The organism is Microbacterium sp. IO18, assembly GCF_049099505.1.
Classification (GTDB): domain Bacteria; phylum Actinomycetota; class Actinomycetes; order Actinomycetales; family Microbacteriaceae; genus Microbacterium; species Microbacterium aurugineum.
Genome location: NZ_JBMJAF010000001.1, coordinates 780,726 through 803,550, shown reverse-complemented (window position 1 = coordinate 803,550; position 22,825 = coordinate 780,726). Strand labels below are relative to the sequence as shown.

The 22,825-nt window shown below is 68.5% G+C and carries 20 protein-coding genes; 13 read left to right on the top strand and 7 right to left on the bottom strand.

The features are described from left to right. Positions 1 to 42 precede the first annotated feature (42 nt). The 9 genes from atpA to ACLF6J_RS03910 all read left to right on the top strand — a co-directional run bounded on the left by atpA (position 43) and on the right by ACLF6J_RS03910 (position 10,842). Positions 43 to 1,683 (top strand): F0F1 ATP synthase subunit alpha, encoded by a 1,641-nt coding sequence (gene atpA / locus ACLF6J_RS03950; protein ID WP_047520471.1) that lies wholly within the window; start codon positions 43 to 45, stop codon positions 1,681 to 1,683. A gap of 19 nt (positions 1,684 to 1,702) precedes the next feature. Further along, positions 1,703 to 2,599 carry a F0F1 ATP synthase subunit gamma gene (locus ACLF6J_RS03945; protein ID WP_047520473.1) on the top strand — a complete coding sequence of 299 codons (897 nt, stop codon included), beginning with the start codon at positions 1,703 to 1,705 and terminating at the stop codon, positions 2,597 to 2,599. A gap of 21 nt (positions 2,600 to 2,620) precedes the next feature. Continuing rightward, on the top strand, positions 2,621 to 4,075 hold the full coding sequence (gene atpD, locus ACLF6J_RS03940) for a F0F1 ATP synthase subunit beta (protein ID WP_047520474.1): 1,455 nt from the start codon (positions 2,621 to 2,623) through the stop codon (positions 4,073 to 4,075). A 2-nt stretch (positions 4,076 to 4,077) separates the two neighbouring features. Continuing rightward, positions 4,078 to 4,338: a F0F1 ATP synthase subunit epsilon gene (locus ACLF6J_RS03935; protein ID WP_046748245.1), complete on the top strand. Its 261-nt coding sequence runs from the start codon at positions 4,078 to 4,080 to the stop codon at positions 4,336 to 4,338. Between the two features lie 76 nt (positions 4,339 to 4,414). Further along, on the top strand, positions 4,415 to 5,161 hold the full coding sequence (locus tag ACLF6J_RS03930) for a YaaA family protein (RefSeq protein ID WP_134353535.1): 747 nt from the start codon (positions 4,415 to 4,417) through the stop codon (positions 5,159 to 5,161). A 117-nt stretch (positions 5,162 to 5,278) separates the two neighbouring features. After that, positions 5,279 to 6,070 carry a large exoprotein gene (locus ACLF6J_RS03925; protein WP_208526536.1) on the top strand — a complete coding sequence of 264 codons (792 nt, stop codon included), beginning with the start codon at positions 5,279 to 5,281 and terminating at the stop codon, positions 6,068 to 6,070. An 88-nt stretch (positions 6,071 to 6,158) separates the two neighbouring features. Then, complete coding sequence (locus ACLF6J_RS03920; protein ID WP_134353536.1) at positions 6,159 to 7,142, top strand: aldo/keto reductase; 984 nt, start codon at positions 6,159 to 6,161, stop codon at positions 7,140 to 7,142. An 81-nt stretch (positions 7,143 to 7,223) separates the two neighbouring features. Further along, positions 7,224 to 8,021, top strand: coding sequence for a PP2C family protein-serine/threonine phosphatase (locus ACLF6J_RS03915; RefSeq protein WP_134353537.1), 798 nt, complete (start codon positions 7,224 to 7,226; stop codon positions 8,019 to 8,021). Positions 8,022 to 8,079: 58 nt separating this feature from the next. Next, on the top strand, positions 8,080 to 10,842 hold the full coding sequence (locus ACLF6J_RS03910) for an FtsK/SpoIIIE domain-containing protein (RefSeq protein WP_134353538.1): 2,763 nt from the start codon (positions 8,080 to 8,082) through the stop codon (positions 10,840 to 10,842). Between the two features lie 44 nt (positions 10,843 to 10,886). Here the strand turns inward: ACLF6J_RS03910 and ACLF6J_RS03905 are convergent, their stop codons facing one another. Next, positions 10,887 to 11,882: an asparaginase gene (locus tag ACLF6J_RS03905; protein WP_134353539.1), complete on the bottom strand. Its 996-nt coding sequence runs from the start codon at positions 11,880 to 11,882 to the stop codon at positions 10,887 to 10,889. A 67-nt stretch (positions 11,883 to 11,949) separates the two neighbouring features. Between ACLF6J_RS03905 and ACLF6J_RS03900 the strand changes: the two genes are divergently transcribed. Next, on the top strand, positions 11,950 to 12,444 hold the full coding sequence (locus tag ACLF6J_RS03900; protein ID WP_134353540.1) for an OsmC family protein: 495 nt from the start codon (positions 11,950 to 11,952) through the stop codon (positions 12,442 to 12,444). Positions 12,445 to 12,459: 15 nt separating this feature from the next. Here ACLF6J_RS03900 and ACLF6J_RS03895 read toward each other — a convergent pair whose 3' ends face one another. Beyond that, entirely contained in the window at positions 12,460 to 13,257 is a 798-nt protein-coding gene (locus tag ACLF6J_RS03895; protein ID WP_047524516.1) for a lysophospholipid acyltransferase family protein, read from the bottom strand. A 93-nt stretch (positions 13,258 to 13,350) separates the two neighbouring features. Between ACLF6J_RS03895 and ACLF6J_RS03890 the strand changes: the two genes are divergently transcribed. Together ACLF6J_RS03890 and dxr are read left to right on the top strand one after the other, a co-directional pair. Beyond that, positions 13,351 to 14,337: an FKBP-type peptidyl-prolyl cis-trans isomerase gene (locus ACLF6J_RS03890; RefSeq protein ID WP_244093645.1), complete on the top strand. Its 987-nt coding sequence runs from the start codon at positions 13,351 to 13,353 to the stop codon at positions 14,335 to 14,337. Between the two features lie 37 nt (positions 14,338 to 14,374). Then, a complete protein-coding gene (gene dxr / locus ACLF6J_RS03885) occupies positions 14,375 to 15,457 on the top strand; it encodes a 1-deoxy-D-xylulose-5-phosphate reductoisomerase (protein WP_134353541.1) in 1,083 nt (360 codons plus the stop codon). A 36-nt stretch (positions 15,458 to 15,493) separates the two neighbouring features. On the opposite strand, the gene ACLF6J_RS03880 is transcribed toward dxr, so the two are convergent. From ACLF6J_RS03880 to ACLF6J_RS03870, 3 genes are all read right to left on the bottom strand, one after another. After that, on the bottom strand, positions 15,494 to 17,116 hold the full coding sequence (locus ACLF6J_RS03880; RefSeq protein ID WP_208526539.1) for a Mur ligase family protein: 1,623 nt from the start codon (positions 17,114 to 17,116) through the stop codon (positions 15,494 to 15,496). A gap of 95 nt (positions 17,117 to 17,211) precedes the next feature. After that, positions 17,212 to 17,907 carry a YcnI family protein gene (locus tag ACLF6J_RS03875; RefSeq protein ID WP_134353543.1) on the bottom strand — a complete coding sequence of 232 codons (696 nt, stop codon included), beginning with the start codon at positions 17,905 to 17,907 and terminating at the stop codon, positions 17,212 to 17,214. Between the two features lie 110 nt (positions 17,908 to 18,017). Continuing rightward, entirely contained in the window at positions 18,018 to 18,602 is a 585-nt protein-coding gene (locus tag ACLF6J_RS03870; RefSeq protein ID WP_131492132.1) for a hypothetical protein, read from the bottom strand. Positions 18,603 to 18,667: 65 nt separating this feature from the next. On the opposite strand from ACLF6J_RS03870, the gene ACLF6J_RS03865 reads away from it, so the two are divergent. Beyond that, complete coding sequence (locus tag ACLF6J_RS03865) at positions 18,668 to 19,981, top strand: M50 family metallopeptidase (RefSeq protein WP_134353544.1); 1,314 nt, start codon at positions 18,668 to 18,670, stop codon at positions 19,979 to 19,981. Between the two features lie 81 nt (positions 19,982 to 20,062). Here the strand turns inward: ACLF6J_RS03865 and ACLF6J_RS03860 are convergent, their stop codons facing one another. Next, on the bottom strand, positions 20,063 to 21,946 hold the full coding sequence (locus ACLF6J_RS03860) for a chorismate-binding protein (RefSeq protein WP_134353545.1): 1,884 nt from the start codon (positions 21,944 to 21,946) through the stop codon (positions 20,063 to 20,065). A gap of 171 nt (positions 21,947 to 22,117) precedes the next feature. Continuing rightward, positions 22,118 to 22,744 carry a pyroglutamyl-peptidase I gene (locus tag ACLF6J_RS03855; protein WP_134353546.1) on the bottom strand — a complete coding sequence of 209 codons (627 nt, stop codon included), beginning with the start codon at positions 22,742 to 22,744 and terminating at the stop codon, positions 22,118 to 22,120. Positions 22,745 to 22,825: the final 81 nt, after the last annotated feature.

Sequence of the window (22,825 nt, the reverse complement as noted above, 5' to 3'; positions counted from 1 at the left end):
CTTCGCGCGGGGAACCGCGCACCCAGATACAAAGGGAAGACAATGGCAGAACTATCGATCAGCCCCGACGTCATCCGTGACGCGCTGAAGGACTTCGCCGCCGCATACGAGCCCTCCGGGGCCGGGGCGACCGAGGTCGGCACCGTCATCGACGCCGCAGACGGCATCGCGCACGTCGAGGGACTGCCCGGCGTCATGGCGAACGAGCTCGTCATCTTCGCGGACGGCACCAAGGGCCTCGCGCAGAGCCTCAACGAGCACGAGATCGGTGTCGTCGTCCTCGGCGAGTTCACCGGTGTCGAAGCCGGACAGGAAGTCACCCGCACCGGCGAGGTCCTCTCGGTTCCGGTCGGCGACGGCTACCTGGGTCGTGTGGTCGACCCGCTCGGCAACCCGATCGACGGCCTCGGCGCCATCGAGACCGAGGGCGTCCGCGCCCTCGAGCTCCAGGCCCCGGGCGTCATGCAGCGCAAGTCGGTGCACGAGCCGATGCAGACCGGCATCAAGGCCATCGACGCGATGATCCCCGTCGGCCGTGGTCAGCGTCAGCTCATCATCGGCGACCGCCAGACCGGCAAGACGGCGATCGCGATCGACACGATCATCAACCAGAAGGCCAACTGGGAGTCGGGCGACGTCAGCAAGCAGGTTCGCTGCATCTACGTCGCCATCGGCCAGAAGGGTTCGACCATCGCTTCGGTGAAGGGCGCGCTCGAAGAGGCCGGCGCGCTGGAGTACACCACGATCGTGGCCGCTCCGGCTTCCGACCCCGCAGGCTTCAAGTACCTCGCGCCCTACACCGGTTCGGCCATCGGCCAGCACTGGATGTACGGCGGCAAGCACGTGCTGATCATCTTCGATGACCTGTCCAAGCAGGCCGAGGCCTACCGAGCCGTCTCCCTCCTCCTCCGCCGCCCGCCGGGCCGCGAGGCATACCCCGGTGACGTGTTCTACCTGCACTCCCGTCTGCTCGAGCGTTGCGCGAAGCTCTCCGACGAGCTCGGTGCCGGTTCCATGACGGGTCTCCCGATCATCGAGACCAAGGCGAACGACGTCTCCGCGTACATCCCCACCAACGTGATCTCCATCACGGACGGCCAGATCTTCCTCCAGTCCGACCTCTTCAACGCCAACCAGCGTCCGGCGGTCGACGTGGGTATCTCGGTCTCGCGAGTCGGTGGTGACGCGCAGGTCAAGTCGATCAAGAAGGTTTCGGGAACGTTGAAGCTGGAGCTCGCGCAGTACCGCTCCCTCGAGGCGTTCGCGATGTTCGCGTCCGACCTCGACGCGGCCTCGCGTCGTCAGCTCTCCCGCGGTGCGCGTCTGACCGAGCTGCTCAAGCAGCCGCAGTACTCGCCGTACCCCGTCGAAGAGCAGGTCGTCTCGATCTGGGCCGGTACCAACGGCAAGCTCGACACGATCGAGGTCGAAGACGTCCTGCGCTTCGAACGCGAACTCCTGGATTACCTGCGTCGCAACACCAAGGTCCTCGACACTCTGCGCGACACGAACGTCCTCGATGACGCCACGGTCGCCGAGCTCGAGAAGCAGACGGATGCCTTCGTCCTGGAATTCCAGGGTGGCAAGGGTCACGCCATCGGCGCCCCCGGTCACGAGGAGTACGCTGCGGCTGAGGCTGAGGACGTCAACCAGGAGAAGATCGTCAAGGGTCGTCGCGCGTAATCGCGTGAGGTACTGACATATGGGCGCTCAACTCAGGGTCTACAAGCAGAAGATCTCTTCTGCTCAGACGACCAAGAAGATCACGAAGGCGATGGAACTCATCGCGGCTTCGCGCATCCAGAAGGCGATGGCACGCGTCAAGGCGTCCACCCCCTTCGCGCGAGCCGTGACGAGGGCCGTATCGGCCGTCGCGACGCACTCGAACGTGGATCACCCGCTGACCCGCGAGTCCGAGAACATCACCCGCTCCGCGGTCGTGATCTTCTCCTCGGACCGCGGTCTCGCCGGAGCCTTCAACTCGCAGATCCTCCGTGAGGGTCTCGAGGTCGCGGAGCTCCTGCGCGAGCAGGGCAAGGAGCCGGTCTTCTACCTCATCGGACGCAAGGCGGTCGGATACTTCCAGTTCCGTCGCCTCGCGGCCGCTGCGGAGTGGACCGGTGACACCGACACCCCGTCGTTCCACACCGCCGAGGAGATCTCCGCCTCGCTGCTGGAAGCCTTCGCCCGCGGGGGACAGGACGGCGGCGTCGACGAGATCCACCTCGTGTACAACCGTTTCGTCAGCATGATGACGCAGTCGCCGGAGTCCGTGCGTCTGCTCCCGCTGGAGATCACGGAAGCCGATGAGTCGGAGGCGGGCAACACCGTTTACCCGCTGTACGAGTTCGAGCCGGATGCCGAGACCGTCCTCGACGCCATCCTGCCGGTGTACATCCAGAGCCGCGTCTTCAACGCACTTCTCCAGTCGTCCGCCGCGAAGCAGGCAGCGACGCAGAAGGCGATGAAGTCGGCCAGCGACAACGCCGACAAGCTCATCACCGACTACACCCGTCTGCGTAACAATGCGCGCCAGGCGGAGATCACGCAGCAGATCGCGGAGATCGTCGGCGGCGCCGACGCCCTCTCGAGCAAATAGACCATCAGGAAAGAGACGAAAATGACCCTCACCGCTCCGGCTGACCAGCCGGCGACCGCGGTCGTCGGGCGCGTCGCACGCGTCAACGGTCCGGTTGTCGACATCGAGTTCCCGCACGACTCGATCCCCGACATCTACAACGCCCTGAAGACGACGATCGAGATGGGCGAAGAGTCCACCGAGATCACGCTCGAGGTCGCTCAGCACCTCGGCGACGACCTCGTCCGCGCCATCGCCCTGAACCCGACCGACGGTATCGTCCGCGGTCAGGAGGTTCGCGACACCGGTGAGGCCATCTCGGTTCCCGTCGGTGACGTGACCAAGGGCAAGGTCTTCAACGTCATCGGCGAGGTGCTGAACCTCGAGCCCGGCGAGACCTTCGAGGTCACCGAGCGCTGGCCCATCCACCGCAAGGCTCCGAACTTCGACCAGCTCGAGTCCAAGACTCAGATGTTCGAGACCGGCATCAAGTCGATCGACCTCCTCACGCCGTATGTGCTCGGTGGAAAGATCGGCCTGTTCGGTGGTGCCGGTGTCGGCAAGACCGTGCTCATCCAGGAGATGATCCAGCGCGTCGCCCAGGACCACGGTGGTGTGTCGGTGTTCGCCGGTGTCGGTGAGCGTACCCGTGAGGGTAACGACCTGATCCACGAGATGGAGGAGGCGGGCGTCTTCGACAAGACCGCCCTCGTCTTCGGCCAGATGGACGAGCCGCCGGGGACGCGTCTGCGCGTCGCGCTGTCGGCTCTGACGATGGCGGAGTACTTCCGTGACGTGCAGAAGCAGGACGTGCTGCTCTTCATCGACAACATCTTCCGCTTCACGCAGGCCGGTTCCGAGGTCTCGACGCTGCTGGGCCGCATGCCCTCGGCCGTGGGTTACCAGCCGAACCTCGCCGATGAGATGGGTGTGCTCCAGGAGCGCATCACCTCGACGCGTGGTCACTCGATCACCTCGCTGCAGGCGATCTACGTGCCGGCCGATGACTACACCGACCCGGCTCCGGCGACCACCTTCGCCCACCTCGACGCCACGACCGAGCTGTCTCGTGAGATCGCCTCGAAGGGTCTGTACCCCGCCATCGACCCGCTGACCTCGACGTCGCGCATCATGGACCCCCGCTACTTGGGCGAGGACCACTACCGCGTCGCGACGACCGTCAAGCAGATCCTCCAGAAGAACAAGGAGCTGCAGGAGATCATCGCGATCCTCGGTGTCGACGAGCTCTCCGAGGAAGACAAGATCGTCGTGTCGCGCGCACGTCGTATCCAGCAGTTCCTCTCGCAGAACACCTACATGGCCAAGAAGTTCACGGGTGTCGAGGGTTCGACCGTCCCGCTCAAGGAGACCATCGAGTCGTTCGATGCGATCACCCGTGGTGACTTCGACCACGTCGCCGAGCAGGCCTTCTTCAACGTCGGTGGTATCTCCGACGTCGAAGAGCAGTGGGCGAAGATCCAGAAGGAGAACGGCTGACCATGGCGCTGCATGTCAGCCTCGTCTCCGCGGATGCGGAGGTCTGGACGGGAGAGGCGAGCCTCGTGGTCGCCAAGACCGTCGAGGGTGAGATCGGCTTCATGAGCGGCCACGAGCCGGTGCTGGCCATCCTCGCCGAGGGGCAGGTTCGCATCACGCAGTCGGATGGCACCAAGGTGCTGGCCAACGCGCAGGACGGCTTCCTCTCGATGGAGGGCGACACCCTGACGATCGTGGCCGGCAACGCGGCTCTCATCGCCTAGCTTTCTCCTTTCGACGCGTCCGCCTCGGTACCCGCTCGGGTCCCGAGGCGGACGCGTCTGCATCCACCGAGGTTTCATGAAGATCCTGCTCCCTCCGTCCGAGACGAAGCGAGAGGGGGGCGTCGACGTCCCGCTCGACCTGCCCTCGTTGGCCCTGCCCGGTCTGGCCCCGCACCGCGCCGCCGTGCTGGATGCGCTCGTCGATCTCGCAGCCGACGAGCAGGAGTCGCGGCGTGTGCTGAAGCTGAGTGAGCGTCAGGCCGGTGATGTCGCCCACAACCGGCGACTGCGGACGGCACCGACGATGCCCGCCGTCGACCGGTACACGGGCGTCCTGTTCGACGCGCTCGACGCCCCGTCTCTCCCGACGGCGTCCCGCCGGTGGTTGGGCGACCATGTCTGGATCCACAGCGCACCGTTCGGTCCGGTCGGCGCCCTCGATCCGATACCGACCTATCGTCTCGCTGCGGGAACCTCGCTCCCCGGACTTCCCGCGCTGCGGCGCCATTGGGCCGATGCGACCTCTGCGGCGTTCGTGGATACCGCTCCGTCGTTCGTGCTCGATCTTCGCAGCGAGGCGTATGTCGCTCTGGGGCCGGTTCCGGACAGCGTGCCGTCGGCGTACGTGCGGGTCGTGACCGAGCACGGCAGGGCATTGAACCACTTCAACAAGAAGTCGAAGGGGCTGCTCGTCCGCGCCCTCGCCGAGGATCGGCCCCGAAGCTCCTCTCTTCGTGGCTTCCGCACGTGGGCGCAGTCGCGGGGGATCACGCTCCGCGACACCGATCATCCGGGCACCATCGAACTCGTCGTCGCGGAGTAGCGGGCGCTTTCGGGCGCTGACGCGCTTCCGCAGACCTCGTTGCCCGGGGATCGCGCGCACCGCTAGTGTGGTGTCGCGGCGTCAATCGCGTCCGTACATTCAGATCCGGAGGGGATCATGGACTCCTATTACGACTCGGGATACCTCGCCGTAGTTTTCGGCATCGTCATCTTCAGCGTCATCATCGGTCTTGCCGGGTACGTGCTGGGCTCTCTCTTCTTGATGAAGATCTTCGACAAAGCAGGTGTCGAGGGCAAGTGGCGTGCGTGGGTGCCCGTCTACAACGCGATGATCTTCTTCAAGCTCGGTGACCTGAGCCCGTGGCTCGTCCTCTACGGAATCGCTGGTGCCGCGCTGCTCAGCTGGATCGGCATCGGCTACGCGTTCTCGCTCGCTCTCGGAGTCTTCTCCGCGATCGCGGCCTGGCGCATCGGCCTCAAGCTTCAGAAGGACGCCGTCTGGGTCGTCCTCTACGTGTTCCTGAGCATCGTGTGGCTCGGTATCAACGCGTTCGACAAGTCTCGCTGGAACCCGAACATCCAGCCGGCATCGTGGGCTTCGAACGGCTTCCTCGGCGACCGGACGGTCTGGAACGGCGTGCCCGTCCAGCCGGCCGCTGCAGCCCCGCAGCCTGGCTACGGTGCGCCGCAGGGATACGCTCCGCCCGCGCAGCCGGGCTATGCGCCGCCGGCCCAGCCCGGGTACGCACCGCCGGCAGGCCCTGCCGCGCCCGCGACCGGAGCCCCGGTTCCCCCGGTTCCTCCCACGACGCCTCCGGCACCTCCCGCGGCCCCTCCTGCCGCTCCGCCGGCACCTCCTGCCGGTCCGCCGGCACCGCCCGCAGCTCCGCCGGCGCCTCCTGCAGCTCCGCCCGCATCGCCGAACGATCCCACGCAGCCTCCGGCGTGACCGTCTGACACAGAGCCCCCGACTTCGGTCGGGGGCTCTGTGCTGTGTGTGATCGTCTCCGGGCCCGAGCGGACGCTAACGTGGAGACATGGTCTTGACGCAGCGCCGAGTCGGCGCATCCGGTCTTCTCGTCTCCGCGACCGGCCTCGGCTGCAACAACTTCGGGCGCGCAGGGACGGCCACCGAGACCCTTGCCGGAACGCGAGAGGTGATCGACGCGGCGCTCGCGAACGGCATCACGTTCTTCGACACGGCCGACATGTACGGTGCGGTGGCCGGCGCGAGCGAGACCCTGATGGGCGAAGCGCTCGAAGGGCGGCGCGATCGCGTCGTGCTCGCGACCAAGTTCGGCCACGAGCGGGACATGGGGTACGCGTTCCCTGCCGCCCGCGGCTCCCGTCGGTACATCCGCCGCGCCGTCGAGGAGTCCCTGCGTCGCCTGCGCACCGACTGGATCGATCTCTACCAACTGCACCTGCCTGACCCGGAGACGCCGATCGCGGAAACCACCGACGCGCTCGATGAACTCGTGCGCGAGGGGAAGATCCGCTACTTCGGGCACTCGAACTTCCGCGGATGGGAGATCGCCGAGGCGGAGTTCACGACCCGTGCGCGTTCGTCCGGACGGTTCATCTCCGCGCAGAACCACTATTCGTTGCTGGCGCGTGCCGCGGAGCGCGAAGTCCTCCCCGCCGCCGAGCGGTACGAGCTGGGCTTCTTCCCCTACTTCCCGCTGCACAACGGTCTCCTCACCGGAAAGTTCACGCGTGACGGTGGGCCTGCGTCGAGCAGGATCATGTCCGCACGAAGGCATGTCTGGGAGAACGCTCCGTGGGAGGCGCTCGAGGACTTCCGGCGGTTCTGTGACGACCGCGGCATCACGATGCTGCAGGCGGCTTTCGGGTGGCTCCTCGCGCACCCGGCGGTCTCCAGTGTCATCGCCGGAGCGACATCGGCGGAGCAGGTCGAAGCCAACGCAGCAGCGGGTGATGCCTGGCGTCCGGACGCCGCCGACCTCGCGATCATCGACCGTCTGTTCCCGCTGCCCGCAGACCCGGGTGCACGAGTGTGATCGCAGTGCGGGGGAGTTCTACTACGATGTGTGAGTATCCTGCGGTCGCCCGATCCGTCGCAGGCCCATCGGAGGCAGTACGTGGCTGAGACGAAGACGCATCGCGTCACGGTTGCGCAGCGCCCTCTGCTGCTGTCCTGGGCAGGGGCCACCGACCTTGGTCGCCGCCGCGAGATCAATCAGGACGCGTTCCTCGCCGAGTACCCGCTCTTCATCGTCGCGGACGGCATGGGGGGCCATGCCGGCGGCGAGATCGCGAGCAGCAGCACCGTCGCGCGGCTCCAAGCCGTGGTCGCTGCCGGTGAGGTCAACGGGCCTGCGATCGAGAAAGCACTCGAGTTGGCCGTGGCTGACATCGCCGACCACCCGGAGACGACCGACGAAGGCACCGGCACCACGCTCACGGGTGTCTTCCTGGTCGGTGACGGCGAAGATGCGCACTGGGTGGCGTTGAATATCGGGGACTCGCGGGTGTATCTGCTCCGCGATGACCGGCTCGTACAGGTGACGACGGATCACTCCGTCGTCCAGGAGCTGATCGCGGCGGGCAAGCTCAGCCCCGAGGAGGCGGAAGGGCATCCGTACAGCAACGTGATCACGCGGGCAGTGGGGGCGAGCGAACTCACCGCACCGGACTACGTCACCGTGGACGTGCGCGCGGGGGATCGGTTCGTGATCTGCTCCGACGGGCTCACGAAAGAGCTCACCGACTACGGGATCCAGCACTTCCTCCGGGCCAACAGCGACCCAGGGGCAGGCGTCGATGCCATGCTCGCGGCCGCCTTGGAGAACGGTGGGCGTGACAACGTGACGCTCATCATCGTCCAGATCGAGGACGACAACGACTCCTCCTCCCCACCCGAAGACACCTCGGAATAGTCGCTCAGCGCTGTGGAGAGCGCCGTTCCTCTGACGTCCGTGCGGTCCACTGGGTGGCATGGAATCTCTTCCGATCATTCTCCCGGCGGCCCCCGCAGCCTCTCGCCGCGCTCCGCTGCCGTTTCTGGCGGCCGTCGTCCCGGTGGTCGGGGGTGTGGCGCTGTGGCTGATCACCGGTTCGCTGTTCGCGCTCTGCTTCGCGGCACTGGGCCCATTGATGATGGCGGCATCGTTCCTCGATGCGGCCCGAAACCGCCGCCGCGAACGTCGGCAGAGTGAGGCTGATGCGGAGCGGAACTGGGCCGCGGCCGACGCAGACCTGATCCGCCGCCATCGGGCTGAGCGTGAAGCGCTGTGGCTCCGTCTGCCCGACGCTTCCGTCTGCCTCACGCAGCCGCCCCTCCGCGGGGCACAGCCGCCCGATGCGGAGACCTCCCTCGTCGTGGGCACCGGCAGCGTCGCGAGCGGGGTCCGTTGCAGCGGGGGAGACGACAGCCGTGGCCGCGACTTCCGCCAGCGGTCCGGCGTCCTCGACGACGCGCCGATCGTGGTCCGGCTGGGTGGGGGCGTCTGCATACGCGGGGCGCGACCGGTGATCTTCGCCGTCGCGCGGGCGTTGGTGGTGCAGCTCGGTCTGCGTTTCGGTGCCGCACAGCTGTCGTTGGTGGGCACCGCTCTCGACGATTGCGGCCTCGCCGCGCTGCCGCATGCGCGACGTTCGCGTCGAAGCGGCTTTCGCCTCGGCGTCGGGACGCCTGATTCCGGTCGCGTGGAGGCGGATGCGCTGATCTGGCTCGTCCCCGCCGACACCGAGGTGCCGGAGGGGATCACCACCGTGATCGACGTCATCGAGCCAGGACGAGCGAACCTCCGTACGCCGAACGGGACGTCGACGCTTGCGGTCGAGTGCCTGTCGCTCGCCCAAGTGGGGCAGGTCGCCGAAGAACACGCAGCGCGGAGCGACGGCGCCGACGTGCTCCCGGACGTGGTCTCCTTGCACGAGCTGGAGCAGCCGCCCGCCGGCGAAGGTCTGCCCGCGGCGATCGGACGGAGCGCGTACGGCGATGTCATGCTCGACATCGTCGAGGACGGTCCGCATGCCATCGTCACCGGCACGACGGGGACGGGCAAGAGCGAGTTGCTCGTCAGCTGGGTCACCGCGATCGCTGCCCACCACGGCCCCGACAGGGTCATCTTCCTCCTGGCTGACTTCAAGGGTGGCACGGCCTTCGAGCCGCTGAGGGCGCTGCGACAGGTCGCGGCGGTGATCACGGACCTCGATGAGGAAGGCGCACGGCGCGGCGTCTCGAGCCTCACAGCGGAGCTTCGCCGGCGCGAGGGGCTCTTGGCGGCCGCAGGGGCCCGGGATGTGCGTGAGGTCGGGATTCCGCGGTTGGTCATCGTCGTGGACGAGTTCGCGGCGCTGTTGGCCGAGCACCCCGATCTCGGGGCGGTGTTCATCGATGTGGCGGCCCGAGGACGCGCTTTGGGCATGCACCTCATCCTCGGTACGCAGCGTGCCACCGGTGTGGTGCGAGACGCACTCGCCGCCAATTGTCCGCTTCGCATCAGTCTGCGGGTGGGGGACGCGGCCGACAGCAGGGCGATGATCGGCACCGATGCTGCGGCCGAGCTTCCCGGAGGTGCTGCTTCTCGCGGGGTCGGGCTCGTGCGGCGACCCTCAGACTCGGAACCGATCGCCGTGCGAGTCGCGCTCACCGGAGCCACCGAGTTGCGCGGCATCGGATTGCGCTGGGCGGAGACCGTGCCACCACGCAGCCCGTGGCTTCCGGCGCTTCCCTCGCGGCTTCCGCTCGGCGATCTGCTCACGGCGCCTGACCGCGCGTCGGGTGACGCGGTGATCCTCGGCCGGGCAGACGAACCGGCACTGCAGATGCAACCGCTGGAGACGTTGCACTGCGGGCAGGAGCGGGGGCTGGTGTTCCTCGGGGCGTCGGGATCGGGACGCACAACGGCCCTGCGAGTTCTCGCGGCGCAGAGCCCCGGCACGGACACCGTCTGGGTGCCGCGAGACCTCGAGGGCGCATGGGATCTCGTCGACGCATGGAGCTCGGGCGAGGAGCGGGTCCCCGCTCTCGTGCTCTGCGACGACCTCGACGCGCTCGTCGCGGGCTTCCCGCCTGACTACGGCCAGCAGTTCGCCCAACGCTGGGAACACCTGCTGCGCTCCGGCGCGGGGACGACGTTCGCCGTGACCGCCGGCCGATCGACGGGAGCGGTGGGACGCGTCCTCGATGCACTTCCGCGCCGCGCGCTCCTGCGCATGGCGACTCGGGTCGAGCACCTCGCGGCCGGAGGTGAGGCATCCGCGTTCCTCCGCGACCGCAGCCCCGGGCGCGCGTGGATCGGTGACCGGGAGGTCCAGCTCGCCTGGGTCGACGACGACCACGACGGCGTCGGCGAGCCGATCGACCCGATCGAGCCGCCCGCGATGACGACGTGGTCGCCGTCGTGCGCCGTCACCGCGATCGTCAGCGCCGGCGCGAGGGCGACAGCGTCGCGGCTACGTGACGCGCACGCCGACTTCGAAGTGGTTCTCGTCGGTGCAGAGCCGACCCTGCCGGACGGTCACCGCATCCTGATCGCCGATGCCGAGACCTGGCAACGCAACTGGTCGTCGTGGCAACGCATCCGCGCCGAAGGAGAGGTCGTGATCCGAGCGGAGCAGCCGGCGGACCTGCGGCAGCTCGCGGGGGTCCGCGAACTCCCGCCCTTTGCACGGTCGCATGCAGGACGGGCCTGGTCCGTTCGGGGAGCGGAGCCGCCGCGCCGAGTGATCCTCGCGGAGCTGACGCCGTGAGGACCAGCGGATCTTCGAGAGCCCGTGAGCCGACCGCTCGCGCCTCAGATGGCGGCGCTCGGGCGGATGGTCCCGACGATCGAGCCACCGCCGGACACGCCCAGGGGCAGAGCCTCCGCCAGCGTCGCGACGTCGGTGTCACTCAGGCCGCCTGAGCGGGCGAGCAGCGTGGCGGCCACGATCGTCGCTGCGCGGGTCGCTCCGTCCAGGACCTTCAGCGCCACGGTCGTGCCGTTCGGGGCGACCATCACCATGATGCCCTCGGCTCCGAACTTGGCGAACACTCCGAGCTTCTCGATCGCGATGGTGTCGGGCCGACCAGGGCCCTCGATCGCCCAGGGGTTCTCCCGCACTGCGCGGACCAGAGAACCCGCCACCCGATGGAGGGCGAACGGCGAACGGTCGGATGCCGTGCCGATGCGATGGATCGAGCGCGCCAGGCCCGTGAGCGTGATCGCGTGCACGGGGGCGCCGCAGCCGTCGATCGCCGTGTGTGCCACCTTCTCGCCCGTCAGGCGCTCGACGACGTCGCGGATGTGCGCCTGGAGAGGATGAGCGGGGTCGAGGTAACCGTCCGTCGGCCAGCCGGTCGCCACGCAGGCGCGCAGCATCGCGGCGTGCTTTCCCGAACAGGGCATCCGTACCGGCGAGGGTTCGCCGTGCTCGCGGACGAGTTCGTCGCGGCTGGCGGAGTCGGTCGGCCACGACGCCGGGCAGCCGAGGTGGTCTTCGGTCAGCCCGCCTTCGGTGAGCATGTCGCGCACCACGGAGGCGTGCCGATCGGTGCCGACGTGGCTCGCGGTGGAGATGGCGAGCTGCTCGCCCTCCAAGACGGCACCGGCGGTGATGCAGGCGACGGCCTGCAGGGGCTTGAGACTCGAACGAGGGAGGATCAGGGCGTCGACGTTGCCGTGGCGGGCGATGACATCACCGTCGGAGGACAGCACGACCGCGGCTCCGACGTGACGCGATTCGACGAAACCGCTCCGCTCGACGACGGCGAGTTCCACGGAATCCTGAATGGTGAGAGTCTCCAGCACCCGTCAACTCTATCGCCGGAGGCCTGGTCGCTCCGCCGACGTCGCACGGGGCTGGCAGACTGGCGACATGGCACAGTCGACTTCCCGCGCCCTCGGCGAACACCACTACGCACTCACCGCGACGTGGACCGGCAATCTCGGAACAGGCACATCCGGCTACCGCGACTACCGCCGTGACGTGACCATCGAAGTCAGCGGAAAGTCGGAGCTCCTCGCATCCGCCGACAAACCGTTCCGCGGGGACCCTGCACGGTGGAATCCGGAAGATCTGCTGCTGGCATCTCTCTCCGAGTGCCACCTGCTGTCATACCTGCATGCCTGCGTGACGCTGGGGGTGGTCGTCGTCTCCTACAGCGACGACGCCAGCGGGATGATGCGCGAGGACGGAAAAGGGGGAGGGGCCTTCGTGGAGGTGATGCTCCGCCCCGATGTCGTGGTCGCGGAGGCGTCGATGATCGAAGCCGCAGAGCGGGCGCACGAGTTGGCGAACCAATGGTGCTTCATCGCCAACTCGATGAACTTCCCCGTGCGCCACGAGGCGAAGGTCAGCGCGCTCGCGTAGAGACGCGGCGGACCGTCAGCGACGTTCGTGGGGGAGTGCCTGTTTGATCTTCTCGATGGTGCTCTGCGCCGGTGCCTCGTTGTAGGCTCCCGCGAGCTCCTGGCCCGACAATCCGTGGATCGCGGCCATGATCTCATCGGTGGCGAGGCGGCGCGCCCGTCCGCTCGTCGCGGGACCGTGCGGAGACAGATCGAGTGGCTCGCCGAAGCGGACCGTGATGCGCTCCGAGAGCGTCGGGACCTTGGCCCCCACGGGCATCACCTTGTCCGTGCCGATCAGCCCGACCGGGACGACGGGCGCGCCTGTCTGCAAGGCGAGGAAGGCGACACCGGTGCGGCCCTTGTAGAGTCGACCGTCCGTGGAGCGCGTGCCTTCCGGATACAGCGCCACCGCGAGGCCCTCATCGAGGAGCTGACGCTGCAGATCCAGCGCGTCCAGTGCTGCTTGGCCGGCCCCGCGTCGCACCGGGATGGCTCCGATGGACTCGAAGAACGTCTTGCTCATCCAGCCTTGGAAGCCGGTGCCCTCGAAGTAGGCGGACTTCGCGAGGAAGTGCACCGGACGGGGCGCGGCGACGGGGATCGCGATCGAGTCGATGAACGAGAGGTGATTGCTCGCGAAGATGACGGGCCCGGTCAGCGGCACCCGATCGCGACCTTCGATACGCGGCCGGTACACGAGGCGGGCGAGCGGGGTGATGAGGCTGCGGCCGAGGGTGTACGCGAAGCCGGCATGGCGTGGTTTCGCGGTCTCAGCGGGCGAGGATCCCTCTGCGGGCGACGATTCGGGCTCGACGGACTGCTCAGAGGTCATCAGAGCAGGTTACTCCCGGATCCATGCTCGTGTGGGAATGAAGAGTTCCGCCGCGCCTCCCAGCCGGGGCAAAGGGGTATGGGGGAGGATGGGGTGTCCCGCCCGCGATCCCGAGGTCCCACTGTGCGCAAGCGTCCGCTCATCGTCCTGTCCGCCGTCGCCGCGGCGACCCTGCTGCTGGCGGGCTGTTCCGGCAGTTCCGCGCCGTCGAGCTCCGGCACGCCCGACCCGTCGGCTTCGAGCACGTGTGCTCTGGACGCGCAGCCGGGTGAGACCTCGGATGCCGTCGTCGTCGAGGGAGAGGGTGCCGACACGAAGGTGACCGTCCCGTCCGACGCGGCTTTCGCGGGCGTCGAGCGGACGGTCGTCTCTGCGGGCGACGGCGACGACGTGCTCGTCAACGACCTGGTGTCGGTCCAGTACCAGATCGTGGATGCGACGACCAACGAGGTGCTCGATTCTTCCGCTCGCGGCGAGGGTGGGGTGCTGCCCGTGCTCCTCGACACCAACCAGTCCTCGCTCTTCGTCGCCGCTCTCGAGTGCGAGCCGGTCGGCTCACGCGTCGTGCTCTCGCTGCCCGGCAGTGCGCTGGGCGAGGGCGCGAACAACGTGGTCGTCTACGCACAGGCCGTCGAGCAGCTGCCCGAAATCGCCACCGGAACCCCCGTCGACCCGACCCCCGGCATGCCGACGGTCACGCTCGATGATGACGGCAAGCCCTCGATCAAGATCCCCGAGGGTGACGCACCGACCGAGACCAAGGTCGCTGTCCTCACGCAGGGCGACGGACCGACCGTCGGAGCCGGCGACCTCGTCGTCGTGCAGTATCTGGGCGTCAAGTGGTCGGACGGTGAGGAGTTCGACTCGAGCTGGAGCCGCGACGCTGCACCGGCACAGTTCCAGACCACCGGCGTCGTCGCGGGCTTCCAGAAGGCTCTCGAAGGGCAGAAGGTCGGCTCGCAGGTCATCGTCGTGATGCCGCCGTCCGACGGCTACGGCGCGAGTGAAGGTCACGAGCTCCAGAAGGAGAGCCTCGTCTTCGTCGTGGACATCCTCGCCACCACGCCCGTCCAGCAGTAGCAGGGGCGGTATCCAGGACGTGTCCTAGGCTGGCGTCATGCGTCGCATCATCGTCCTCGGCTCCACCGGCTCCATCGGCACCCAGGCGCTGGATGTCATCCGCGCCAACCCCCGGCGATTCGAACTCGTCGGTCTCGCCGCAGGATCCAACCGCGAGATGCTGGAGGCGCAGGCTGAGGAATTCCGCGTCGAGCACACGGCGCTCGGAGCCGTCGACGCCGAGCAGCTCGTGCGCGACGTCGAGGCCGACGTCGTTCTCAACGCCATCACGGGTTCGATCGGTCTCGGCTCGACGCTGGCCGCGCTGAACGCGGGGCGCACTCTCGCGCTGGCGAACAAGGAATCCTTGATCGTCGGCGGTGACCTCGTCCTGGCCGCTGCAGCGCCGGGGCAGATCGTCCCGGTCGACTCCGAGCACTCGGCGTTGGCGCAAGCGCTCCTCGCCGGCACCCACGCCGAGGTGCGGCGCCTCGTGGTGACCGCATCCGGCGGCCCGTTCCGAGGGCGCTCCCGCGCAGAACTCACCGAGGTGACCCCCGCCGAGGCTCTGGCGCACCCGACCTGGGACATGGGGCGCATGGTCACGACGAACTCGGCGACCTTGGTGAACAAGGGGCTCGAGGTGATCGAGGCACACCTGCTCTTCGACGTCGCCTACGACGACATCGAGGTCGTCGTGCATCCGCAGTCGATCGTGCACTCGATGGTCGAGTTCGTCGATGGTTCGACCATCGCGCAGGCGTCACCGCCCGACATGCGCCTGCCCATCTCCCTGGGGCTGGATTGGCCGCACCGTGTCGGGGGCGTCGGACGGCCGTTGGATTGGACGCAAGCGACGTCCTGGACGTTCGAACCGCTCGACAGAGAGGCTTTTCCCTCCGTCGCCCTGGCGAAGGCGGTCGGTCGCGCCGGCGGGACGTTCCCCGCGGTCTACAACGCCGCCAACGAGCAGGCCGTCGACGCGTTCCACGAGGGACGGCTGTCGTTCCTCGGCATCGTCGACACGATCGCCCGCGTCATCGACGCCCATGACGCTCCCGACGCCTTGACCGTCGAGACGCTCGCGGCGGCCGAGACCTGGGCGCGCGAGACGGCCGATCGGATCATCGCGGCGGGCTGAGCCTGGGTCGGAGCGACCGGCGCCGCCCCGACGAGGTCAGTCCTCGTCGGGGTAGGGAACGGGCCAGCGCGGCTCCGGAACCGGCCATCCCGCCGCACGCAAGGCGCGACGGGCGAGTTCACGGGCGGAGTAGGGCGTGCGGACGCCGCGGATGTCGCGGTAGTCCTGGTGGCCGGGGCCGGCCCAGAGGATCGCGTCGCCGTCGCCGACCAGTCCGACAGCGGTGATGATCGCGTTCTCGGGCGGTGAGGCTTCGTGGATCTCCGCGTCGGGCCGTGCCTGTCGCGCGCCGGCGATGAGCGTGGCGCGGATGGATGCCGGATCCTCGAACCGCGGATGGTGATCGGTCACCACGAGGATGTCGCTGCCTTCGACTGCCGTGCGCGCCATGTCGAACCGCTTGCTCGCATCGCGGTCTCCGTCGGCGCCGAACAGCATCAGCACTCGGCCCGGTGTCACCCGACGGACGGCGGCGAGCGTCTTCTCGAACGCGTCGGGGGAGTGCCCGAAGTCGACGAACACGGCGGGACCCCGCTCGCCGGACACGAGTTGTGTGCGGCCGGGGAGATAGGCGCGGATGCCGTCGTCCTGAGCGAGCGCCGTGACGATGCGGTCCCACGCGTAGCCGCCCTCCAGGAGCATGACGATCGCGAGCGCGGCGTTCGCGGCCATGTGCGGACCGATGACGGGGACCGTCGTCGTGAGTGAACCGGAGGGGCCGGTCATGGTGAACGTGGTGCCGGCCGCTCGCTCGTCGTCGATCACGACGACCCAGTCCGCCGCGGAGGCCACGGCGGGGTCGGCTGCGATCGACGGTGTTCCGACGGTCACCACGGGGATCTCTGCGCGTTCGACCACGATCGCCCCGGACAGCGAGTCGAGGCAGATGACGCCGCGTTTCGCACGGTCGGGTCGGAACAGCGGCAGCTTGGCCTCGAAGTACTCCTCCATGTCGGCGTAGTCGTCGAGGTGATCATGGCTGAGGTTGGTGAAGCCGGCGACGTCGAAACGGAGACCGTCGACGCGGTGCCGGGACAGCGCCTGAGCGCTGACCTCGACGGCCACCGCTTCGACCGCTCGTTCTCGCATGAGGGCGAGGAGGGCATGCATCTCGGATGCCTCGGGCGTCGTCAGTCGGGAGACGATGACCTCCCCGGCGATGTGGCGCTCTGCCGTGGAGGAGAGCCCGGTCACGACCCCGAGCTGGTCGAGGATCCCCTCGAGGAGGTGCGAGACGCTGGTCTTCCCGTTGGTCCCCGTCGTCGCGAACAGCAGCGGCAACGGATCATCGGCGCCCGTGCCGTACACCCAGGCGCTCAGGTCGCCGAGGACGGCGCGGGGGTCGTCGACCACGATGATCGGCAGCCCTGCGGACTCCGCGATGGCCGCTCCCGGCTCGTCCGTGATGACGGCCACGGCGCCCTTCTCGGCAGCGGCGAGCGCGAAGTCCGCGCCGTGACGGTTGACCCCCTGAATCGCCACGAAGGCCTCACCCGGACGGAGGTCCGCCGTGGCCAAGGTGATGCCGGAGAGGGTGATCCCGTCGATGTCGCCGCGTACGGAACGGGCGAAACGGGAAGCGAGTTCGGACAGCTCACGCCGGGGCGGGTTCGCGGGGCGGAGCACGGGAGGCAGGCTCGGTTGTTGTTCAATCGACATGTCGCATCCATGATCTCATGACGGCGCGGCGAACCCTCCTGCGGCACGACTCCCCGCACGCCCGGAACACAGCGCGCGAGGAGTCGTGCGCGGCGTCAGGCCTTTCGGCGGTAGGCGAGGACCGCGACGACGAGAGCCGCGACACCGGCCACGAGCCCGCCGGCGCCGAGGGCGATGCCCACGGGGTCACTCGCAGCGGCCGGGGTGCTCTCCTCCGTCGTCTCAGCAGCCTCGTGGTCATCGGCAGCCTCGTGGTCACCGTGACCCGAGGTTGCGGCCTCCGTGACGGACACTACCGGCGCCGGTGCGTCGAGACTGTGCGGGTCCTCCCCGTTCTCGGCGAGCTGCGTCCACTCGGTCGACCCCTCGACGCACTCCTGCACGACGGGGAACGCCAGGGTGTCGGGGGTGCTCTCGTCGAGCCCGACCGACATGCTCACCGCACCGCGGAGGTCGTTCGGCACCGGTGTGACAGCGGTGTAGGTCACCGCGCTGACGAGGCCGTCGTCCCCACGCTCCACCTCGATGTTCCAGTCGCCGTCCATCGTCGGCGCGACGGAGGCGAGACCCTCGGGCATCGTGATGCGCAGGGCGGTGGTCGGCGAATTCTCGCAGCCGTGCGAGAAGGAGAAGGTCAGGACGCCGTGGTCTCCGGCGACGAGTTCATCGGGGCTGACGCCCACATGGGCGCTCGCCATGGCGGGAACCGCGAGGGCGAGGAGCGCACCGCTGAGCAAGCCGGTGGTGGCGAGGACGGTGCGGCGCGTGCGAGAGGGGGTGTTGCGGGACATGATGTATCTCCTGGTGCTCGATGTGCGGGCGCGCCGGACGGCGCGAATCCGCGAAGGGGTGAGGCCGCTCGGGAACGAGCAGCGGACTCCGTGCGACGGATCGGTGCGGATCAGTCGCGGATGAGCGCGGGTGGACCCCGTCGCGTCACGGCGGCCGCGAAAGCGACTTCGAGGACAGGAAGATCGAGGGAACGCAGTCCGGACGGCCTGCGGTGGTCGGTCGGGGTGGTCGTGACGGAACGCCGGAGAAGGGCCTCGACCCAACGGGCCACCGCTCGCACGACCGCTTCGCCGTGCCAGATCAGGAGCATGGTGAGGACGGCGGCGACGACGTGGGCGACGAGCATGGGGGCACCGGCGGCCGATGCGGACGGCGTGGAGGCGAGCAGCGCGAGATCGAGGTGGTGCACGTGGCCGAGCCCGCCGGGGGACGATGACGCGACCGGGGAGCCCAGCACCTGGAACAGCACGTGGAAGGCCGCCTGTGCGAGAAGGACGGTGACCGCGACCCGGCCACGCGAGGGGCGGGCACCGATGAGCAGTGCGGACAGCGGCGTGACGAGTGTGGCGACCGCGAGGATCAGCAGCGGATGAGGGGCGGAACCTCCGCCGAGCGTGTGGGAGACACCGGCGAGCAGCGTCGCGATGGAGGAGACGGCGGCGGCGCGCACGAGTCGCAGCTGCCGGGCATTCACGCTCACAGCCTAGCCGGGACGAGCGTGCCGGGCGGATTCCTAGCTCGGGGCAGTAGCGTTGGCACGTGGAATTCCTGCTCTATCTGGGCGGCATCCTCTTCATGCTGATCGGCCTCGGCCTGTCGATCGGCCTGCATGAGGTCGGCCATCTCGTCCCCGCGAAGCTCTTCGGCGTGCGCGTCGGCCAGTACATGATCGGCTTCGGGCCGCGTCTGTGGTCGAAGCGGATCGGGGAAACCGAGTACGGGTTCAAGGCGCTGCCGCTCGGTGGCTTCATCTCGATGTCCGGGATGTACCCGCCGTCGAAGAGCACCGGTCCCGCATCCGGCGTGTTCCGGTCGTTGATCCAGGACGCGCGCTCCGCCAACGACGAGACCATCGCGGAAGGCGCAGAGGACCGAGTCTTCTACCGTCTGCCCGTGTGGAAGCGCGTCATCGTGATGTTCGGCGGCCCGCTGATGAACCTGATCCTGGCGACCGTCATCTTCACGGTGCTGGTGTCCGGTATCGGCGTCCAGCAAGGGACGACGACGATCGCTTCGGTCACCGAGTGCGTCGTCCCCGCAGGATCCACCCAGACCGAGTGCACCGCGGACGACCCGAAGTCGCCCGCTGCGGAAGCCGGGATCAAGCCGGGGGACGTGCTCGTCTCCGTCGACGGCCAGCCGGTGTCGGACTTCGCGGAGGCGACGGCGATCGTGCAGGCGGCGCCCGGTGAGACGCTCGACCTGGTGGTCCTGCGGGACGGCACCGAGCAGAGCCTGAGCATCACCCCGGTGGCCGCCGAGCGCACGATCACGGATGCCTCGGGTCAGCCCATCCTGGACGACGCCGGTGATCCCGTCGTCAAGGAGGTCGGCTATGTCGGCATGGGATCGCAGATGGGATACGTGCAGCAGCCGCTGAGTGCGGGACCGCAGATGGCGGCGGAGAACGTCGCCAGGGTCGGCTCGTTGCTCGTCACGCTCCCCGTGCGGCTCTGGGACATCGGCGTCTCCCTGGTGACCGGGGGTGAGCGGGATCCGAACGGACCCTTGAGCGTGGTCGGTGTCGGGCGCCTGGCGGGTGAGGTCGCGGCGACGGATGCCCCCGTCCTCAATCGCTTCGCGATCCTGCTCGGACTGCTCGGTTCGCTCAACGTCGCCCTGTTCGTGTTCAACCTCATCCCGTTGCTCCCACTCGACGGAGGGCACATCGTGGTCGCCCTGTGGGATGGGATCAAACGGGCCTGGGCGAAGCTCTTCCGGCGGCCCCCTCCTGCACCGGTCGATGCGACCAAGCTGGTGCCGCTGACCGTGGTGGTCGCGGTCCTGCTGATCGCGATGGGCGCACTGCTCCTGATCGCCGATCTCTTCAATCCGGTGAATCTTCTCGGCTGACACCGAGGTGATCGTCGACGGCGGTGCTGAGTCGCAGCCGGTTCGAGCGGCGACCGCATCGGAATCCGGCTGGGCGTCCGCTCAGCTGAGGGCGTGGGAGACGAGGCGTTCGAGGGTGTGGATGCCGTCGCGCGACAGGATCGATTCGAGATGTCCCTGCACCGAGGCGAAGTGCGCGCCGCGCAGGGCGTAGACGTCGCCCGACGCGTCGTCTGCGGACACCTCGGCCGATGCGACGGTCGTCGTCCCCGGTGCCACTCGCGCCGTGAACGTGTTGTAGAAGCCGATCGATGCGTCCTCTCCGAACACCGGGACCGCCTTCTGCAGGCCTTGGTGCGGCGCAGCGAGCGGCGTCAGCGCGATACCCAGCCGGTCGGCGAGGATCTGATGGCTGAGGCAGACCGCGAGCAGCGGAGCTTCGGCCTCGAGGCGGCGTCCCACGATCTCGCGCATCCGCGAGATGCGAGCGCTCGTGGCGTCCCGCGGGTCGCCGGGGCCGGGGCCGGCGACGACGAGGTCCGCGGCGTCGATGTCGGCGTCCGTCACCTCGTCCCACGGTGCGATCGTCACGGCGAGACCGAGGTGTCGCAATTGGTGGGCGAGCATCGTCGTGAAACGATCCTCGGCGTCCACGACGACAGCCGTGTGCCCCGCGAACGGTCCGGTGAAGTCCTCGCCCTGCGGGTTGAGCCAGAATTCAGCCAGGCGTGCGTTGCGCGAAGACAGCAGTGCGGCGATCGCCGGGTCGTCGGCGAGGGCGCGTTCCCCACCCGGCGCATCGGCATCGCTCCGGGCCTCCGCCACACGATCGCGATCGATCGCACCGATCGCGCCGAGCACGCCGGCCGCCTTGCCGTGCGTCTCCGACACCTCGCCCAGAGGATCGGAGTGGCGGACCAGCGTCGCACCGACGGGAACGCGCAGCGTGCCGTCCTGGAGGTACACGGTGCGGATGAGGATGGGGGCATCCAGGTCATGTCCACCGTCCGCGTTCGGGGTGAACAGTGCGGCCACGCCGGAGTAGTAGCCTCGCGGCTGGCGCTCATGACGGCGGATCACAGCGCAGGCGTTCTGCATGGGTGAGCCGGTGACGGTCGGCGCGAACATCGTCTCCCGCAGGATGTCGCGCGGGTCGAGGGCGCTGCGTCCGCGAAGCATGTACTCGGTGTGCGTGAGCCGCGACATCTCCTTGAGGTGCGGGCCGGTGATGCGCCCGCCGTCGGAGCAGACCGCGCTCATCATCTTGAGCTCCTCGTCCACGACCATGAACAGCTCCTCGGTCTCCTTGGTGGAGGCGAGGAAATCGATCAGCGTCTCCTTGGTTGCGCCCCCTGCGGGGTGGCGGAAGGTTCCGGAGATCGGGTTCATCGTGACGACGCCCTCACGCGCGACGACGTGTGCTTCCGGGCTCGCGCCGACGGCGATGTGCCCCGGCGTGAAGACGGCGAACGTCCAGTACGCGCCGCGCTCATGCGTGAGCAGGGCGCGGAACCAGGTGAGCGCCGCGGTGCGGTCGTCGACATCGATGTTCGCGGTGAAGTCGCGGCGGATCACGAAGTTCGCGCCTTCGCCGCGCCCGATCTCGTCTGCGATGACCTTCTCCACGATGGCCGCATACTCGTCGTCCGCGATGTCGAAGCCGTCGTCGCGGAGAGGCACCGGGGTGTTCGGGAGCTGCTCGAGGAGAGCGGGAGTCGGAAGGTGGAGGTGCTCGTCGACGATCACGCACCGCAGCGGTGCGCCGTCGTCCTGTGCGACGAAACCACGCTCGCGCACCTGGCGGTAGGGGACCAGGGCGAAGACCTCCCGCGGGGTGCCTTCGAGCGTGAGCGGGATGTCGGCGAGCAGGTCGACATCGACCACGTCGCCGCTGAGCAGCTCGACGGTGTCGGCACCGTCGCGGGCGATCAGCACGAAGGATGCCATCGGGTCGGCGCTGAGCTCGGCGAGTCGTGAGAGGGTCATCGATGTCTCCTGTGCAGTGCTCCGGCTCGGCGCAACGAAAAGACCGCCCCGGAGGCGGTCTGGATTCGTGGGAACGCGAACACACCGCCTAGAAGGCGGGCCACCAGGTGAAGTTCGCGAGCATGGGCCTGAAACTACCACATCGCCCGTGCCCGTCTGAGCGGCAGGGCCTCACCAGAGACTGCCGCCGGGCTGGGTCACCTCGGCATCGAGGGCGTGATCGACGACGAGGCGCACGGCGCGTGCGAGATCCTTGTCGGCGAGGTGCGCTGCGCCGGCCGGTGCGGTGCTGGTGGACCAGGGCAGATGCACGAATCCGGCTCGCGCGTCCGCCCGAACAGAGCCGAGGGCTGTGTAGAGCACGTGATTGCAGACGTAGGTCCCCGCCGACAGCGAGAGATGCGCAGGCAGCCCCTCCTCGATCAGCACCTGGAACAGACGCTTGGTCGGGAGGCTGGCGAAGCGAGCGGCGGGGCCGCCGATCTCGCTGGGAGCATCGAACGGCTGCGCGCCGTCGTTGTCGGGGATCCGTGCGTCGATCAGGTTCACGCCGATGCGCTCGACGGCGATCCGCTGGCTGCCTCCGGCGAGCCCGGTGGCGATCACGGCATCGGGGGAGTGCGTCGCGATCAGGTCGCGAAGGCGGAGCGCCGAGGCGTCGAAGGCGACGGGCAGCGTCGCGATGACGAGATCGTGCGGGCCGTCGTAGTCTGCCGCCACCGCGCGGACGGCGTCCGCCGAGGGGTTGCGGGCGGCGCCGTCGAAGGGCTCGAAACCGGTGAGGAGGATGACCGCCATGCGACCAGCGTAGGTGCGTCCGTCCAGCCCTCTCGCATCCGGGCGGCGTAGGCTGGTGGGGTGCCAGCAGTGAACCTCGGA

What these genes read in the sequence shown, in the direction of transcription:
- ACLF6J_RS03860 (WP_134353545.1), bottom strand. Translation starts at nt 21,946, where the DNA reads ATGACCCTCTCACGACTCGCCGAGCTCAGCGCCGACCCGATGGCATCC.
- ACLF6J_RS03925 (WP_208526536.1), top strand. Translation starts at nt 5,279, where the DNA reads ATGGACTCCTATTACGACTCGGGATACCTCGCCGTAGTTTTCGGCATC.
- ACLF6J_RS03935 (WP_046748245.1), top strand. Translation starts at nt 4,078, where the DNA reads ATGGCGCTGCATGTCAGCCTCGTCTCCGCGGATGCGGAGGTCTGGACG.
- atpD (WP_047520474.1), top strand. Translation starts at nt 2,621, where the DNA reads ATGACCCTCACCGCTCCGGCTGACCAGCCGGCGACCGCGGTCGTCGGG.
- ACLF6J_RS03920 (WP_134353536.1), top strand. Translation starts at nt 6,159, where the DNA reads ATGGTCTTGACGCAGCGCCGAGTCGGCGCATCCGGTCTTCTCGTCTCC.
- ACLF6J_RS03945 (WP_047520473.1), top strand. Translation starts at nt 1,703, where the DNA reads ATGGGCGCTCAACTCAGGGTCTACAAGCAGAAGATCTCTTCTGCTCAG.
- atpA (WP_047520471.1), top strand. Translation starts at nt 43, where the DNA reads ATGGCAGAACTATCGATCAGCCCCGACGTCATCCGTGACGCGCTGAAG.
- ACLF6J_RS03910 (WP_134353538.1), top strand. Translation starts at nt 8,080, where the DNA reads ATGGAATCTCTTCCGATCATTCTCCCGGCGGCCCCCGCAGCCTCTCGC.
- ACLF6J_RS03930 (WP_134353535.1), top strand. Translation starts at nt 4,415, where the DNA reads ATGAAGATCCTGCTCCCTCCGTCCGAGACGAAGCGAGAGGGGGGCGTC.
- ACLF6J_RS03900 (WP_134353540.1), top strand. Translation starts at nt 11,950, where the DNA reads ATGGCACAGTCGACTTCCCGCGCCCTCGGCGAACACCACTACGCACTC.
- dxr (WP_134353541.1), top strand. Translation starts at nt 14,375, where the DNA reads ATGCGTCGCATCATCGTCCTCGGCTCCACCGGCTCCATCGGCACCCAG.
- ACLF6J_RS03875 (WP_134353543.1), bottom strand. Translation starts at nt 17,907, where the DNA reads ATGTCCCGCAACACCCCCTCTCGCACGCGCCGCACCGTCCTCGCCACC.
- ACLF6J_RS03895 (WP_047524516.1), bottom strand. Translation starts at nt 13,257, where the DNA reads ATGACCTCTGAGCAGTCCGTCGAGCCCGAATCGTCGCCCGCAGAGGGA.
- ACLF6J_RS03855 (WP_134353546.1), bottom strand. Translation starts at nt 22,744, where the DNA reads ATGGCGGTCATCCTCCTCACCGGTTTCGAGCCCTTCGACGGCGCCGCC.
- ACLF6J_RS03880 (WP_208526539.1), bottom strand. Translation starts at nt 17,116, where the DNA reads ATGTCGATTGAACAACAACCGAGCCTGCCTCCCGTGCTCCGCCCCGCG.